The organism is Actinacidiphila sp. bgisy144, assembly GCF_057708105.1.
Genome location: NZ_JBYIRM010000002.1, coordinates 319,217 through 333,402 on the forward strand (window position 1 = coordinate 319,217; position 14,186 = coordinate 333,402).

Annotated in this window: 16 protein-coding genes; 9 read left to right on the forward strand and 7 right to left on the reverse strand. The window is 72.8% G+C overall.

All coding sequences use genetic code 11. The features are described from left to right. The first annotated feature begins 11 nt into the window (after positions 1–11). From AC3EVP_RS04355 to AC3EVP_RS04365, 3 genes are all read left to right on the forward strand, one after another. A complete protein-coding gene (locus AC3EVP_RS04355) occupies positions 12–662 on the forward strand; it encodes an ABC transporter permease (protein ID WP_435126296.1) in 651 nt (216 codons plus the stop codon). 141 nt (positions 663–803) lie between these two features. Beyond that, positions 804–2,915 carry a protein kinase domain-containing protein gene (locus AC3EVP_RS04360; protein ID WP_435126153.1) on the forward strand — a complete coding sequence of 704 codons (2,112 nt, stop codon included), beginning with the start codon at positions 804–806 and terminating at the stop codon, positions 2,913–2,915. A 42-nt stretch (positions 2,916–2,957) separates the two neighbouring features. Then, complete coding sequence (locus tag AC3EVP_RS04365; RefSeq protein WP_435126156.1) at positions 2,958–3,482, forward strand: DinB family protein; 525 nt, start codon at positions 2,958–2,960, stop codon at positions 3,480–3,482. Here the strand turns inward: AC3EVP_RS04365 and AC3EVP_RS04370 are convergent. The 3 genes from AC3EVP_RS04370 to AC3EVP_RS04380 form a co-directional block, all read right to left on the reverse strand. Beyond that, positions 3,479–3,985 carry a DUF1990 domain-containing protein gene (locus AC3EVP_RS04370; RefSeq protein ID WP_435126159.1) on the reverse strand — a complete coding sequence of 169 codons (507 nt, stop codon included), beginning with the start codon at positions 3,983–3,985 and terminating at the stop codon, positions 3,479–3,481. The genes AC3EVP_RS04365 and AC3EVP_RS04370 overlap by 4 nt on opposite strands. Positions 3,986–4,040: 55 nt before the next feature. Next, on the reverse strand, positions 4,041–5,030 hold the full coding sequence (locus tag AC3EVP_RS04375) for an aldo/keto reductase (protein WP_435126162.1): 990 nt from the start codon (positions 5,028–5,030) through the stop codon (positions 4,041–4,043). A gap of 80 nt (positions 5,031–5,110) precedes the next feature. After that, positions 5,111–5,704, reverse strand: coding sequence for a flavodoxin family protein (locus AC3EVP_RS04380; RefSeq protein ID WP_435126165.1), 594 nt, complete (start codon positions 5,702–5,704; stop codon positions 5,111–5,113). 194 nt (positions 5,705–5,898) lie between these two features. Here AC3EVP_RS04380 and AC3EVP_RS04385 point away from each other — a divergent pair, with 194 nt between their 5' ends. Beyond that, positions 5,899–6,630, forward strand: a complete 732-nt coding sequence (locus AC3EVP_RS04385; RefSeq protein ID WP_435126168.1) for a TetR/AcrR family transcriptional regulator — start codon at positions 5,899–5,901, stop codon at positions 6,628–6,630. A 229-nt stretch (positions 6,631–6,859) separates the two neighbouring features. Here AC3EVP_RS04385 and AC3EVP_RS04390 read toward each other — a convergent pair whose 3' ends face one another. Then, positions 6,860–7,741 (reverse strand): MmyB family transcriptional regulator, encoded by an 882-nt coding sequence (locus AC3EVP_RS04390; protein ID WP_435126299.1) that lies wholly within the window; start codon positions 7,739–7,741, stop codon positions 6,860–6,862. A gap of 198 nt (positions 7,742–7,939) precedes the next feature. On the opposite strand from AC3EVP_RS04390, the gene AC3EVP_RS04395 reads away from it, so the two are divergent. Further along, positions 7,940–8,743, forward strand: a complete 804-nt coding sequence (locus tag AC3EVP_RS04395) for an SDR family oxidoreductase (RefSeq protein WP_435126171.1) — start codon at positions 7,940–7,942, stop codon at positions 8,741–8,743. Here AC3EVP_RS04395 and AC3EVP_RS04400 read toward each other — a convergent pair. Next, complete coding sequence (locus AC3EVP_RS04400) at positions 8,740–9,597, reverse strand: SDR family NAD(P)-dependent oxidoreductase (RefSeq protein WP_435126173.1); 858 nt, start codon at positions 9,595–9,597, stop codon at positions 8,740–8,742. The genes AC3EVP_RS04395 and AC3EVP_RS04400 overlap by 4 nt on opposite strands. Before the next feature lie 196 nt (positions 9,598–9,793). Here AC3EVP_RS04400 and AC3EVP_RS04405 point away from each other — a divergent pair, with 196 nt between their 5' ends. After that, positions 9,794–10,702: a helix-turn-helix transcriptional regulator gene (locus tag AC3EVP_RS04405; RefSeq protein WP_435126175.1), complete on the forward strand. Its 909-nt coding sequence runs from the start codon at positions 9,794–9,796 to the stop codon at positions 10,700–10,702. A gap of 135 nt (positions 10,703–10,837) precedes the next feature. Next, positions 10,838–11,377: a class IV adenylate cyclase gene (locus AC3EVP_RS04410; RefSeq protein WP_435126177.1), complete on the forward strand. Its 540-nt coding sequence runs from the start codon at positions 10,838–10,840 to the stop codon at positions 11,375–11,377. Between the two features lie 84 nt (positions 11,378–11,461). Here AC3EVP_RS04410 and AC3EVP_RS04415 read toward each other — a convergent pair whose 3' ends face one another. Beyond that, complete coding sequence (locus tag AC3EVP_RS04415) at positions 11,462–12,052, reverse strand: hypothetical protein (RefSeq protein WP_435126180.1); 591 nt, start codon at positions 12,050–12,052, stop codon at positions 11,462–11,464. Positions 12,053–12,087: 35 nt separating this feature from the next. Beyond that, the gene (locus AC3EVP_RS04420; RefSeq protein ID WP_435126183.1) at positions 12,088–12,681 is read right to left on the reverse strand and encodes a DUF6907 domain-containing protein; all 594 of its coding nucleotides are present in this window, start codon (positions 12,679–12,681) and stop codon (positions 12,088–12,090) included. Positions 12,682–13,118: 437 nt separating this feature from the next. Between AC3EVP_RS04420 and AC3EVP_RS04425 the strand changes: the two genes are divergently transcribed. Both AC3EVP_RS04425 and AC3EVP_RS04430 read left to right on the forward strand, forming a co-directional pair. Next, entirely contained in the window at positions 13,119–13,940 is an 822-nt protein-coding gene (locus tag AC3EVP_RS04425; RefSeq protein WP_435126186.1) for a helix-turn-helix domain-containing protein, read from the forward strand. Further along, positions 13,937–14,152, forward strand: a complete 216-nt coding sequence (locus tag AC3EVP_RS04430) for a DUF397 domain-containing protein (protein WP_435126189.1) — start codon at positions 13,937–13,939, stop codon at positions 14,150–14,152. The genes AC3EVP_RS04425 and AC3EVP_RS04430 overlap by 4 nt, the downstream gene beginning before the upstream one ends. Positions 14,153–14,186 lie beyond the last annotated feature (34 nt).

The following is a 14,186-nucleotide window of genomic DNA, read 5'->3' on the forward strand; positions in this document are numbered from 1 at the left end:
TCTTCCACTTCATGAACGTCTTCTTCAGCGACGGCGCCCACTGGCACGGGTACGCGGGCGTCCCGCACCGCCTGGAGGAGCACCTCGGCTACACCTTCGAGGCGCTGGCCATCGCGGCCGTCATCGCGCTGCCGATCGGCCTCATCACCGGCCACACCGGGCGCGGCGGCAACGCCCTCGCGCTGGTGGCCACCGCGGGCCGCGCACTGCCCAGTTACGGCCTGCTGGTGCTGATGTTCTTCTGGCTGGGCATCGGCCTGGTCCCGGTGATGATCCCGCTGGTCGCACTCGCGGTCCCGCCGATCCTCGTCACCTCCTACGAGGCGATCCGCACCGTGGACCCGGCGCCGGTGGACGCCGCCCGCGGCATGGGCATGGGCCCCGCGGCCGTCCTCTTCCAGGTCGAACTGCCCGCGGCGCTCCCGCTGATCATCAGCGGGTTCCGCTCCGCGGCCATCCAGGTCGTCTCGACCGCGGCCATCGCCGCGACCGTCAGCCTCGGCGGTCTCGGCCGCTACATCGTGGACGGGCTCTACCAGCGCAACTACGCCACCGTGGTCGGCGGCGCCACGCTGATCGCGCTGCTCGCCCTGGCCATGGTCGGGTTGATCTGGCTGGTCGAGCGGGCCGTGGTCTCCCCCGGGGTGCGGCGCAGCAACTGACCTTCCCCCTCCCGCAGTTCCCGGGCCGGTTCGCCATCCTGTGCGAGCCGGCCCGTGCGTTGGGACGCGTGGGACACGCGAGGTCCGTTACGGTGCGGAGTTGGGTGGGGCAACGGGGGACCGGTACGGAGGGAAACAGCGGTGCGCGTCATAGCGGACAGATACGAACTCGCGGCGTTCGTCGGCCGGGGCGGGATGGGGGAGGTGTGGGAGGGCCGGGACCGGGTGATCGGCCGCCGGGTCGCGGTCAAGCTGCTGCCGGACCACCAACACGGCCTCGCCGCCGACCTGTTCTTCCGTGAGGCGCGCACGGCGGGCGGGCTCAGCCACCGCGGTGTCGTCACCGTGCACGACATGGGCCGCGACCCGGGTGACGGCACGCTCTACCTCGTCATGGAGTACGTCACCGGGCGCGACCTCGCGGTCGTCCTGCACGAGGACGGTCCGCCGCCGCCCGCGGTGAGCGTCGAGTGGGCCGCGCAGACCGCTGCCGCGCTGGCCGCCGCCCATGGGGCGGGCGTGGTGCACCGGGACCTCAAGCCGGCGAACCTGATGCTGACCGACGGCGGCGAGGTGAAGGTCCTCGACTTCGGCATCGCCCGCTTCATGGCCGCCACGGACAAGTCCAGCCAGGTCATGGGCACGCTGGCGTACATGGCGCCGGAACGGTTCGCCGAGCAGTCCGGGGACGCGCGCAGCGACCTGTACGCGTTCGGCTGCGTGCTGCACGAACTGCTCACCGGGAAGCCGCCGTTCCCGATGGGCGACCCGGTGTCGCTGATGACCGCGCATCTCACCAGGCCGCCGCAGGCGCCGAGTTCGCTGCGCACCGGGGTGCCCGCGGCGCTCGACGCGCTGGTGCTGCGGCTGCTGGCGAAGGACCCGGCCGACCGTCCGCAGTCGGCTGCCGCCGTCCATGACGAGCTGCGGGCGCTGGACCTGGCGGCGGTGCCGACGCCCACCGCTCCGGACGTGCCCACGCCACCCGCCGTGCCCCCGTCCCCGTACGCGCCGGGCGGTTCGGTCCAGCCGCGTGCGCCGCACCACCTGCCGACCCAGACCCGCGGCCCGTCGGCACCGCCCGCCGCCCCGGCGTCCGGCGGTGCCCCGGCACCCGGTGCGGCCCGGTCCGTCGGGCGGCGCCGCGCCCTGTGGCTCGGCCTGGGCGGGGCCGTAGCGGTGGCCGGCGGCATCGGGGCCGCCCTCATCCCCGACCACACCCCGGAGAAGCCCAAGCAGAAGGTGAAGCCGTGGGCCTACTACGAGGAATCGATCCACACCGATGATCCGCCCCGGTTCACCGTGGCCGACGGCACCCTGTACGTCTCCACCGAGGAGACCATCGTCGCCCTGGACGCCCGCACCGGACACACGCGCTGGAAGGGTCCTGCCGACTTCTCCCGGGAGTACCGGTTCCGCGACCCCCTGGCGGCCGGTGGCGGGGTGGTGTGCGCGGGCGGGCAGATCGGCAGCACGTACGGCCTGGGCGCGCTGGACGCGACGGGCAAGAAGAAGTGGTTCTGCACCTTCGGCGACTCCGAGCACGCGCCGGTCGTGGCCGGCGGGACCGTCTACTTCACGGCGGACGGCCACGCGTATGCCGTGCACGCGGCCACCGGCCGGAAGGTGTGGGACCACCCTCTGGGGGACAAGGACTCCGGCGGGCTGGCGGTGGCCGACGGCACGGTGTACGTCAACGGTGACAAGGCCCTGCACGCGCTCGACGCGGCCGGCGGCGCCAAGAAATGGGACTTCCCGCTCAGCCTCGGAACACGCTCCGACGCGCCGCCTGTCGTGTCCGGCGGAGTGGTGTACGTCCTCGACGACTCCACGGACCTCTACGCGCTCCACGCCGCCCGGGGCACCAAGAAGTGGTCGCTCCAGTACAACGGGCAGAGCATCCGCGCGGCGGGCGACACGCTCTACCTCACCGGCGGTGACGATGTGGGGAACGGACTGGTCCACGCGCTCGACGCGTCGACGGGGAAGCGGAAGTGGGGCCATGCGGTGAAGACCAGCCAGGAATACCCCACGCAGATCGCACTGGCGGATGACCTGGTCTTCGTCGCCGACACCTCGGACAAGGACGGCACCGTCTACGCCATCGACGCCGGCAACGGCTCCCAGCGCTGGTCCACGACGATGCTGGAGAAGGTGGGCAGCGACATGGCGGCCGCCTACGGTTTCGTCTACACCTCTGTCAGCGGCCGGGTGATGGCCCTCGACGCGGCCACCGGGGCGTTCACCGTGTGACACCGGACCGGGCTGTCGTACCCCCGCGCTAGCCTGCCGGGCATGACAGGTGGCACGGGAAGCGCTGAAATCGGCGCCCTGAAAGCGGCGTTGGACGGCCAGCGGAAGCACGTACTGGGGATTCTCGACGGGCTCTCGGAGGAGGAGCTGCGGCGGGCGGCGCTGCCCAGCGGGTGGAGCTGCCTGGCGCTGGTGCGGCATCTGACCGTGGACGTCGAGCTGTTCTGGTTCGCCGGGGTGGTCGCGGGGGCGCCGGACGTGGCGGGGCAGCTCGCGGCGGGCGCGCGGCCGCACTGGTCCGTCCCCGAGGGGATGGGCGCCGCGGAGGTCTTCGCGGAGTACCGCGCAGCCATCGCCCGGGCGGACGCCGTCCTGGCCTCGGCCCACCCCGAACAGCCCCTCGCCGCCTGGCCGGTGGAGCTGTGGCCGGACTGGCGGCTGCCCGACGTACGGCACGTGCTCATCCACGTCCTCACCGAAGTCGCCTGCCACTGCGGCCACTTGGACGCGGCCCGCGAACTGTCCGACGGCACCGCCTGGCTCCCCGGCAACCCCTACGCGGCCTAGCCTCCCCCACATGCCCGGCGCAGCGCCCTCCCGTACAGGTGGGCCATGGCGCGCTGCCCGCACCGGCCGAGGGGGCCGGCCGTACGCAGCCACCACGCGGCCGGGCGGCTGTACGCGCGCACCGTCAACTCCGCTGCGCCGTCCGGGAGTCGGCGGATCACGAAGGACTCCTCGCCGCACTCCGGGTGCCCGGGCAGTGTCCCGTAGGCGAAGCCCGCGCGATCGGGCTCCGCGACCGTCCACACCACCTCGCACGGCGCTCGTACCGGCCCCCACCGCAGCTCCACCCGCACCCCCGGCGCGGCCGCCGGCGTCCCCGCGGGCACCCTCATCCCCGGTGTCCCGCGGTGCATCCCCCACCCGGACAGCACCCGCACCGCGTCCTCGTACGCCCCGCCCCCGAGCCGTGCCCGCACCGTGAGCGCCCGGAACCCCTCGGGCGCCGCCGCTCCCTTCGTCATCCCCACGGCGTCGTACGTCACACCGGCACGTGTCCCGCTCATACGCCGATCGAACTGCCCCTCGCCCCGGGACGCAAGCCCCCGCTCGGGACGGGGATCAGGTCCAGGTCGGCACGTTGCCGCCGGCGTAGCGGGCGCCGAAGCCGCCGTGGGGGAGGATCGCGTCGATGGCGGCGAGGTCGGCGTCGGTGAGGGTGAGGTCGGCGGCGCCCACGTTCTCGTCGATGCGCTGCGGGCTGCGGGTGCCGGGGATGGGCACGACGTGCTCGCCGCGGGTCAGGAGCCAGGCCAGGGCGAGCTGGGAGACGGTGGCGCTCTTGGCCGCTGCGAGGGCGGCGAGCTGTTCGACGGCTTCGAGGTTCTTCTCGAAGTTGCCGGGCTGCCAGCGCGGGTCGGCGTTTCGGATGTCGTTGCCCTCGTACCGGCCGGCGGGCCTGGCGGTGCCGGTGATGAAGCCGCGGCCGAGGGGCGAGTAGGCGACGAAGCCGATGCCGAGGTCGGCCAGGACCGGGAAGAGCTGCTCGACGTCCCGTTCGAACAGGGAGTACTCGGTCTGGAGGACGGAGACCGGCTGCACGGCGTGCGCCCTGCGGATCGTCTCGGGTCCGGCCTCGCTGAGTCCGAAGTACTTCACCTTGCCCGCGTCGATCAGCTCCCCGACGGTGCCCGCGACCTCCTCGACGGGCACCTCGGGGTCGACGCGGTGCTGGTAGAAGACGTCGATGTGGTCCACGCCGAGGTAGCGCAGGCTGTTGTCGGCGACCTTGCGGATGGTGGCGGGCCGGCTGTCGAGCCGGACGCCGATCTGCTCGGGCGGGACCGACATGTCGACGCCGAACTTGGTGGCCAGCACCACGTCGTCGCGGAAGTCCCGGACCGCTTTTCCGACCAGGATCTCGTTGGAGCCGGTGCCCCAGCCGTACATCTCGGCGGTGTCGAAGAAGGTCACGCCCTGTTCGTGGGCGCGGCGGAGGGCAGCGACGCCGGCCTCCTCGTCGGTGGGTCCGTAGGCCATCGTCAGGCCCATCGCGCCGTAGCCGATCGCCGAGACCTCCAGGCCCTGGCTGCCGAGCGTCCGGGTGTGCATGGTGCGCTCCTTCGATGAAGTGCGGTCTGAAGTGTGGTCTGAAGTGCGGTTCGTGGACGGACAGGTCGGTGCGGGCCGGGTCAGTGCGCGCGGGTCGCGGCGGCCAGTCCGGCGCGGTGGATGCGGGTCTGCTCGGCGACGCGCCGGCCGAGGTGGCGGGCGGTGCTGAGGTCCGCGTCATGGACGTCGGGGGTGTCGTTGAAGCTCTGCGCGCCGGCGCCGAGGTAGAAGCCGAGGCGGTTGTCGTCCTCGGGGCCGGACGTGGTGGTGTTCCAGCCCGGCAGGAGGTTCAGGCTCACCCAGAGCATCCCGTGCTGGGCCGCCAGGAGCGAGAGGTACTGCAAGGTGTGCAACTTGTCGCCGCTCATGGAGCCGGAGTTGGTGAATCCCGCGGCGAGCTTGTCGCTCCAGGCGCGGGACATCCAGCGCTTGCTGGTGGCCTCGGCGAAGGTGTGGAACGCCCCGGACGCGGTGCCCATGTAGGTGGGGGTGCCGAAGATGATGCCGTCCGCGGCGTCCATCAGGTCCCAGTCGGCGTCGCTGAGGGCGGCGACGTCCACGCGGTGGACCTGTGTCCCGGCCACGGAGTGGGCGCCGTCCGCGACGGCGGTGGCGAGCTGCGCGGTGTGGCCGTAGCCGGAGTGCGACGCGATGACGATCGAGATGTCGGACATGGGGGTGTTCCTCTCCTGCCGCGGTGGCGGCGTGTGCGGTGGTGCCTCGGCGAGGGCCGGCGGCCCCGGCCGGGGCGCGGGGCATGCCGAGCCCCGCGGACCGGTGGCACCCGCCATCAGGCCGGTATCGCCGTTCCGCTAAGAACGGTAGCATCGATATAACGGCGGTATGCAAAATCGGGTATCGTTGTTCCATGGACGAGGGACGACGCGCCGCGCGGCGCCAGGTACTACAGGTGGCGGCCAAGCTCCTGGAGGAGGGCGGCAGCGAAGCGGTCTCCACGCGGGCGGTCGCCGCGGCCGCGGGCATCACGGCCCCCGCGCTCTACCGGATGTTCGACGACAAGGACGGCCTCCTGGCCGAACTGGCCGCCTACGGCTTCGAGATGTACCTCGCCGAGAAGGAGGAGGCGCTGGCGCTGACCCCGCACGACCCGGTCGCCGACCTCTACCGCGGCTGGGACCTGCACGTCGACTTCGGGCTGCGGCACCCCGCGTTCTACATGCTCATGTACGGCACGGTGCGGCCCGGGCAGCGTCCCCCCGCCGCGGACGAGGCGCACGCCCTGCTGGTGGGGGTGCTGCGCCGCGCGGCCGAGGCCGGGCGGCTCCGGGTCCCGGTGGAGCAGGCGACCCGCGTCATCCACGCGGCGACGACGGGTGCCGCGCTGGCGCTGATCGGCGAACCGCCCGCGCAGCGGGACCTGACCACGTCGGCACGGCTGCGGGACACCGTCATCGCCTCCGTCACCACCGACGCGCCCGCCGCGTCCGGGTCGGACCTGGCCTCGCGCGCGCTCGCCCTCGACGCGGCGCTGGAAACCGCGCTCACCGCCGAACCGCCCGCCGCCGCGGGCGCCGGGGTGCCCCTGAGATCCACGGAGACGGCTCTGCTGCGCGAATGGCTCCGGCAGCTGGCGGGCTGAACCCCCCCGCGACCGCACCCGGCGGCGGGCTGGTCGCGCAGTCCCCGCGCCCCCGGGCAGGTACGGCTGCTCGGCAGCACGCAGCGACCGCACCTGACGACGGCGGGCAACCACATCCAGGGGCGCGGGGAACTGCGCGACCAGCCCTCCACCGGGCGGCACCCGGCCGACAAGCAGAGACCCCCGCGGCGGGGAGCCGCAGCCACCGGGCGCACCCGGGACCGCCCCCTCAGCCGAGCGCGGGAGCCCCGGTCGGCGGCTTCCCCTGGCCGGCCGCCCAAGATGCCAGGAGCACCAGATTGCCCGCGGTCGGTGTGCCGGCGGGCGCGGTGTAGACGTTCAGGTGCAGGCCGGGGTCGGCGGGCAGCTCCATCGACTCGACGTCCAGGTCGAGCCGGCCCACCACCGGATGGTGCAGCCGCTTGTGCCCGGACCGGTGGAGCCGGACGTCCTGGGACGCCCACCGCTGCCGGAACAGCTCGCTGCGTGTGGACAATTCGCCGACCAGGGCGACCAGTTCCCCGTCGCGCGGATCGCGGCCCGCTTCCATGCGCAGTTTCGCGGCCACATCGCGGGCGATCCGGTCGTAGTCGACGAAGAACGCGCGGGCCGCATCGGATTCCAGATAAACGAACCGCGCGGTGTTCGCCGGCCGCCGCGTGTCGGCGAGCACCGGTGAATACAGCGCGCGGGCCAGGTGATTCGTGGCCAGTACGTCATAACGGCCGTTGCAGATCCACGCCGGCGCGTCGGTGAGCGCGTCGAGCACCTGCTGAAGCGCCCGGCGCACCGTCACCGCGGGCCGCCGGCGGTGCGGACCGCCCGGCGCCCGGGACTGCCGCGCGAGGTGGAACAGGTGGTCGCGCTCGGCCTCGTCGAGCTGCAAGGCGGCGGCCAACGCGTCGAGCACCCCGTCGGAGGCGCTGGTCAGGCTGCCGCGCTCCATCCGCACGTAGTAGTCGACCGACACCCCCGCCAGGAGGGCCACCTCTTCCCGGCGCAGCCCCTTGACCCGGCGGTTGCCGCCGTGGGCGGCCAGCCCGGCCCGCTCGGGCGCGATCCGCGCGCGGCGCGACGTCAGGAATTCCTTGATCTCGGTACGCGGATCGATGCTGGCCACCGCTTCACCATAAGCCCTGCCCGCAGGCGGAGACAGGCCCTGCCAGTGCCCCTTTCGGCAACGCGCCCCGTAGCCGCGGCAATGCGCCTTCGGACAAGGGGGAATCGGCAGTTCCCCGAACAGCAGGGCCTCCCGGCCGCCCGCAATACGTGCCTAGGCTGCGGAGACCGATTCCGAGGACGGAGACCCATGGCAGACAACCAATTCACCGCGCACGCAGACCTATTCGACCTGACGGGGAAGTCCGCACTTGTCACGGGCGGCACCAAGGGGATCGGGCTGATGATCGCGCGCGGCCTGCTCCAGGCCGGCGCCCGCGTCGTCATCAGCTCACGCACCCCGGACGCGTGCGCGCAGGCACAGCAGGAACTGTCCGCGTTCGGCGACGTCCAGGCCATCCCCGCCGACTTGTCCCGGCACGACGAGTGCCGGCGCCTCGCCGATCTCGTCACGGCCGACGCGGAACGCCTGGACATCCTCGTCAACAACGCGGGCGCGATGTGGCGCGAGCCGCTGGAGACGTTCCCGGACGAGGCGTGGGACACGGTGATCGACCTCAACCTCAAGTCGCCGTTCTGGCTGGTGCAGGCGCTGCTGCCCGCACTTCGCCGGGCGGGCACCGCCGACGACCCCGCGCGGGTCGTCAACATCGGCAGCATCGCCGCCATCCACGTCGCCGAGTCGCCCAACTACTCCTACGCCAGCAGCAAAGCGGGGCTCCACCAGCTCACCCGGGTGCTCGCCAGGGAACTGGGCCCCCAGCACGTCACGGTCAACGCGGTGGCCCCGGGGCCCTTCCCGTCGCACATGATGGCGGCCACGCTCGAGGCCGTCGGCGACACGATCGCGGCGAAGGCCCCGCTGCGCCGGCTCGGCCGCGACGACGACATGGCAGGTGTCGCCGTCTTCCTCGCCAGCCGGGCCGGGCGCTACCTCACCGGCACCGTCATCCCGGTCGACGGCGGCATCGCCACGACCGCGACGGGCACCTAGGCGGCGGCCTCCGTATCGTCAGCGTCGTCGCAGGCGGTGGCGGCGGACCGGTCCTGCCAGGCCGCGAGGTCGGCCTGAAGGCTGCGGATCTTCACCTGCTGGCGTTCGATCGCGTCGCGCCCGAGCGCCAGGTGCCTGGGGAGCTCGTCGCCGCAGGTGACCTCGTGGATCAGGGCGGCGCCCTTGGCGGGGTCGCCGAGCTGGGTGTGGTTGGCGGTGCCGGCCCAGTCCAGGGTGGCGTGCGCGGGCGTGCCGTCGTAGGCGGGGATACGCCGGGCCGCGGTCGACAGGGAGCTGGTGTCGAGGAAGTCGGTGCGGAAGACACCGGGTTCCACGACCATGCTCTGGATGCCGAACGGCGCCAGCTCCACCGCGAGGGCCTCGCCGATGCCGGCCACCGCGAACTTCGAGGCGTTGTACATACTCACCCCGGGCTCCCCCTCGAACCCGGAGCGGGAGCCGATGTGCACGATCTTCCCCGCCCCGGCCGCGCGCATGACGGGCAGGACGGCGCGGGTCACGGCGATCAGCCCGAAGACGTTGAGGTCGAACAGCGCACGCGCCTCGGCGTCCGTGACCTCCTCCAGCGCACCCAGCAGGCCGCGGCCCGCGTTGTTGACGAGGACGTCGACCGTGCCGAAGCGCCGCACCGCCGCTTCCACGGCCGCGGTGATCTCCTCGCTCCGGGTGACGTCGAGGGCGACGCCGAGGACGCGGTCGGAGCCGAGCAGGTCGGCCGGCAGTCTCCGCGGGTTGCGGGCCGCGGCCACGACCGTGTCGCCGCCCCGCAGCGCGGCCCGCGCGATCTCCAGCCCCAGCCCTCGGGACGCACCGGTGATGAACCACGTCGACATGAGATTCCTCCCTGTTCCTCTGTCCTGTTCCTCTGTTCGGACGCTGCCCCGACCGCCACTCCCGGCGGCGGGGACGGCTTCCACCGAACCAGCTTTGAGCAGGCAGAAGAGGGCGCAGGAGGGCCCGGCTGATCGGGGGAGGAACTGGGCCACCTTCCAGCTCCCGCGGCGCCGGCGCGTGCGCGACCCTGGAGGGATGGACCGTGAGCACCCCGACAGCGCACCGATGGCGGAATTCCTCCGCTCCGCCCGCTCGCGCCTCACCCCGCGGGAAGCCGGGCTCGACGACCCGGGCGGGGGCCGGCGCCGGGTGTCCGGCCTGCGCCGGGAGGAGCTCGCCCGGCTGGCCGGTGTGAGCGTGGACTACTACACGCGGCTCGAACAGGGCCGCAGCCGCAGCGCCTCGGCGGAGGTCCTCGACGCGCTCGCCACCGCCCTGCACCCGGACGACGCCGAGCGCAGCCACCTGCACACGCTCGGGCGGCCCCGGTCCCGGCCCACCCGGCGCCGCCGCCCCCGCCCCCAGCAGGTCCACCGCGCCACCTGGGACCTGCTGGACGCCCTCCAGCAGACCTGCCGCCCCGCCTTCGTCCTCGGGCGGCGCCTTGACGTGCTGGCCCACAACCAGCTCGCCGGGCGCCTGATCACCGAGTTCCGCGCGCTGCCCGCGGCCGAGCGGAACCAGGCCCGCTTCGTCTTCCTCGACCCGCACGCGCGCGAGCTGTACCGGGACTGGGCCGGCGTCGCCGCGGACACCGCGGCCATGCTCCGCCTCGACGCGGGCCGCCACCCGGACGACCCCGGCCTGAGCGCCCTGGTCGGCGAGCTGTCCATCCGCAGCGAGGAGTTCCGCCGCTTCTGGTCGGACCACAAGGTGCACCGGCGCACGACCGGCACCAAGGACTACCACCACCCGCTCGTCGGCGACCTCACCGTCACCTACCAGGCCCTCACCCCCGGGGACGACCTGGACCAGACCCTCTTCGTCTACGCCACCGAACCCGGCAGCCCCTCCGAGACCTCGCTGCGTCTGCTGTCCCAATGGACGAACGCGTCAGCGCACACCGGAGCCGCCGCAGCCAAGTCCCCAGCGCCGCACGACTGAGGAACCCGAGCGAGTGGTGGCGCTCCCACCCCGCAGCGGCCCGCCCGGTCGGCGTGGTGTGCTGGCCGTACGGCGTCCCGGACCGCCCGGCGCCGTCGCGAGGGGGAGACCCCCAGCCGACAGGAGGAAGCCGCGATGAGCACGACCGCGATCGAGTTCGAGGCGAAGGCCCTCGGGATCGACCCCGACGAGATCCGCGCCAGACTGCGGGCGGCCGGTGCCGAGCACACCGGGGACCGGCTCCAGCGCCGGTACGTGTACGACATCCCCGGCGGCCCGGGGACGTGGGTGCGGCTGCGCGCCAACGGGGAGACCGCGACGCTGTGCGTGAAGGAGATCCTGAGCGACGCGATCGACGGGGTGCGGGAGACCGAGACGACCGTGGGCGACTTCGACGCCACGCACGCGATCCTCGGCAAGCTCGGCTACCTGCCGAAGGCGTACCAGGAGAACCGGCGTTCGTCGTGGGCACTGCTCGGCGCGGCCGTCGAGATCGACCACTGGCCGCTCATTCCGCCCTACCTGGAGATCGAGGGGAGCAGCGGCGAGCACGTCCACGAGGTGGCGGCGGCCCTCGGGCTGCCCGCGCACGAGCTCACCAGCGAGAACACGACCGCCGTCTACCGCCGTTACGGCATCGACCTCGACACGATCCCCCGGCTCACCTTCGAGTGAGGGAGAGGGACCGGTCTGCGTTCGACGCCGAGGTACGGCGGCTCGGGCGGGAGTACGGCGGGGGCCGGTGAGGGGGCGGCCCGATCAGAGGGTGGTGGGGGTGCAGTGGTGGAGGCGGACGGAGAGTTGGGCCGCGAGGAGCCAGGGGGTGAGGGGGTCGTCGTAGGGGAGGAGGGCCGGGCCGAGGGGAACCGGGCGCGGGGAGGCGGGATCGGGGGAGGGGGCGAAGAGCATGCCGTGGGCGCCGGCGACCTCGGGGGAAGCGACGCGGTAGACGGCGTGGCCGCGCCGCAGGTACGGGCACAGGCGCAGTGAGACCAGCGCGCAGGGCCGGCAGATCGGCGGATGGGTGGCGCCCATCTCCTCCGGCCACCCCGGCCAGTCGTCCCGGTCGTCCCCGAGCAGCCAGAGCACGCCCTCCGCGTCGCGGTCCGCCGGCCCCGCGCACACCTGGCACAGCAGCAACCGCATCGCGCGCCGCTGCCGCGCCGGGTGCACGGCGCCGAACGACGGCTTCCCGCGCCCCCGTGCCAGACCCGAGCGCATCCACAACACCCCTTCCGCGTCCCGGTCGTGGGGCACCTCGTCGCGGTAGGCGATGCCGCGCCCGTCCGCCCGCAGCACCACCGGCCCGGCCGACCGCTCCTCCGCGCTCCAGGTCGCGATGTACGGCACGGTGGGTGCTGGCTGCCGCGGTGGCTGCGAGGCGTTCACGCGCACCCCCCGAAGTCCCCGGCGGCGGGGCGTACGGCCAGTGCGCCCGCACCCTCCTCCTCGTCGTGCGCCGCCGCCCAGTCCGCCCGCGCCCCCAGCAGCGCCGGGTGCACCTCGTACGCCAACCGGTCCGCCTGCGCCCGCAGTTGCTCCGCCAGCGCCAGCACGTCCGCCGGGCCCAACTCGCTCAGCCAGCACTCCGGCGTGACGTTCACCGTCACCGTCGGCACCCGCGGCTCCGGGTCCGCCGCGTACGGCACGCAGTCGATGCTGCCGGACAGCAGGTGCAGGGTCCCCGGCTCCCCGCCGTCCTGCGTGGTCCGCACCCGCCGCAGCGTCTGCCCGTCGAAGTCCGCGTAGTGGTGGACGTCCACCAGCCGCGCCGCCAAGTGCTCGATCGGCACGTCCACTTCGCTCGGGTCCTCCGCCGCCCACGGCGGCAGGTATCCGCTCACGGTGTGCCGACTCGTCGTCGTGATGCGCCACTTGCGTGCCTGCGGAGTCTCAGCAAGCGGTAAAGCCTCGCTCCCGTCCTTGCCGGGCTGCCCCAGCAACGGGAACGGCCCGCCCTCCACGGTGGTGGGTTCCATATGCAATTTCCCTTTCTGCGCGATCTCTTTCGAAGTGAGCTTTACGAGCCAACTGGTGGGCCTGCTCATGACGGGCGAGGGCTCGCCGTCCGTGCCTTCCCCCGGGTGCCCTGCGCGTAGTTCCCGGGCCCGGCAGACGGCTTCCGCCGAAGCGACTTCCGCGGGGCGCGCCTGCCGTACGCTGCACGGTTCCGCCGCCCACAGCCCCTGGTTCCCCGGCCGCTGAAGGGAGAGTGACCACGCGGTACTACGCATCACCTGGCCCACGTCCCCGGTCCGGGTGTCCACCACCCAGGTGCCCTCGCCGTACGGCATGACGGTCGCCTCTCCGTGTCCGCCCCCTCGCTCTGTGTTTCCAGGTTCCCCTGTCAAGGGGTACCGTCGCCAGCCCACACCGGGTTCCAAAGGTTCCCGAACTCCGAGCACGGGGGGAGCGCATGAACGCACACACATCGCAACGGCAGGACGGTGCCGCTTACTTCGGGCAAGAGGTCCGCTACGCCCGCGAGCAACGCGGCATGACCCAGGCCCAGTTGGCCCTGGAAACGGGGTACGAACGCCCCTACGTCACCCGCGTCGAGAGCGGCAAGCTCCTCGCGTCCGAGCAGTTCGCGGAAGCGTGCGACCGCATCTTCGGCACCCCGGGGTTTTTCGCGCGCCTACGCGTCCGGGTGAGCGAGCGCGGCCACCCGGGCTGGTTCATCCCCTACGTCAACCTTGAGCGCGACGCGACGGTGATCCTGGACTACTCGCCCGTCGTCATCCCGGGCATCCTCCAGACCCGGGAGTACGCGACGGCGATCTTCAGCCAGGTCCACCCGCGCGACGAGAGGCAGCAGGTCGACGAGCGGGTCGAGGCGCGGCTTGCGCGTCGAGCCGCGCTGCGGCAGCGAGTTGAGCACCCTCTGCTGTGGATGGTCCTGCACGAAGCGGCGCTGCGTACGGTGGTCGGCAGCCGCGACGTGATGGCGGGCCAACTCGCGCGCCTGCTGGAGGAAGCGGACTCGCCGCACGTCACCATCCAGGTGTCACCGTTCGACCAGGGCGTGCCCGGCGGCGCGTCGATGTTCATCCTGCTGACGCCGGCCGAAGGCAACACCCTGCTCTACACGGAGACGATGCAGCACGGTCACGTTGAAGACTCCGAGTCCGGCGTTATGGCTGCCCAGCAGCAGTACGATCGCTTGCGAGCAGCCGCGATGCCGCCGAGGGAGTCGCTGGTGCTCATCCGCAACGCGATGAAGGAGTACCGACAATGAGCACCCTCCCCGCTCTCCATGCCGCGCACTGGCTGAAGAGCAGCTACAGCGACGGCAACGGCGGCGCGTGCGTCGAGTTCGCTCGTAACGTTCCCGGGGTGATCCCCGTGCGTGATTCGAAGGACCCCGAGGGGCCCGCGCTGGCCTTTTCCGCGGACGCGTGGATGTCGTTCGTATCCGCCGTGCGGGCGGGGGAGTTCCCGACCGTCTGACCGTGGCCGGAACGCCCTCTTGCCGGTAGGTGGC

Bases quoted from the DNA above. Each gene is read 5' to 3' on its own strand.
- AC3EVP_RS04420 (WP_435126183.1), bottom strand. From the start codon at position 12,681: ATGGAACCCACCACCGTGGAGGGCGGGCCGTTCCCGTTGCTGGGGCAG.
- AC3EVP_RS04395 (WP_435126171.1), top strand. From the start codon at position 7,940: ATGGCAGACAACCAATTCACCGCGCACGCAGACCTATTCGACCTGACG.
- AC3EVP_RS04405 (WP_435126175.1), top strand. From the start codon at position 9,794: ATGGACCGTGAGCACCCCGACAGCGCACCGATGGCGGAATTCCTCCGC.
- AC3EVP_RS04375 (WP_435126162.1), bottom strand. From the start codon at position 5,030: ATGCACACCCGGACGCTCGGCAGCCAGGGCCTGGAGGTCTCGGCGATC.
- AC3EVP_RS04370 (WP_435126159.1), bottom strand. From the start codon at position 3,985: ATGAGCGGGACACGTGCCGGTGTGACGTACGACGCCGTGGGGATGACG.
- AC3EVP_RS04380 (WP_435126165.1), bottom strand. From the start codon at position 5,704: ATGTCCGACATCTCGATCGTCATCGCGTCGCACTCCGGCTACGGCCAC.
- AC3EVP_RS04425 (WP_435126186.1), top strand. From the start codon at position 13,119: ATGAACGCACACACATCGCAACGGCAGGACGGTGCCGCTTACTTCGGG.
- AC3EVP_RS04400 (WP_435126173.1), bottom strand. From the start codon at position 9,597: ATGTCGACGTGGTTCATCACCGGTGCGTCCCGAGGGCTGGGGCTGGAG.
- AC3EVP_RS04385 (WP_435126168.1), top strand. From the start codon at position 5,899: ATGGACGAGGGACGACGCGCCGCGCGGCGCCAGGTACTACAGGTGGCG.
- AC3EVP_RS04410 (WP_435126177.1), top strand. From the start codon at position 10,838: ATGAGCACGACCGCGATCGAGTTCGAGGCGAAGGCCCTCGGGATCGAC.
- AC3EVP_RS04355 (WP_435126296.1), top strand. From the start codon at position 12: ATGAACGTCTTCTTCAGCGACGGCGCCCACTGGCACGGGTACGCGGGC.
- AC3EVP_RS04430 (WP_435126189.1), top strand. From the start codon at position 13,937: ATGAGCACCCTCCCCGCTCTCCATGCCGCGCACTGGCTGAAGAGCAGC.
- AC3EVP_RS04365 (WP_435126156.1), top strand. From the start codon at position 2,958: ATGACAGGTGGCACGGGAAGCGCTGAAATCGGCGCCCTGAAAGCGGCG.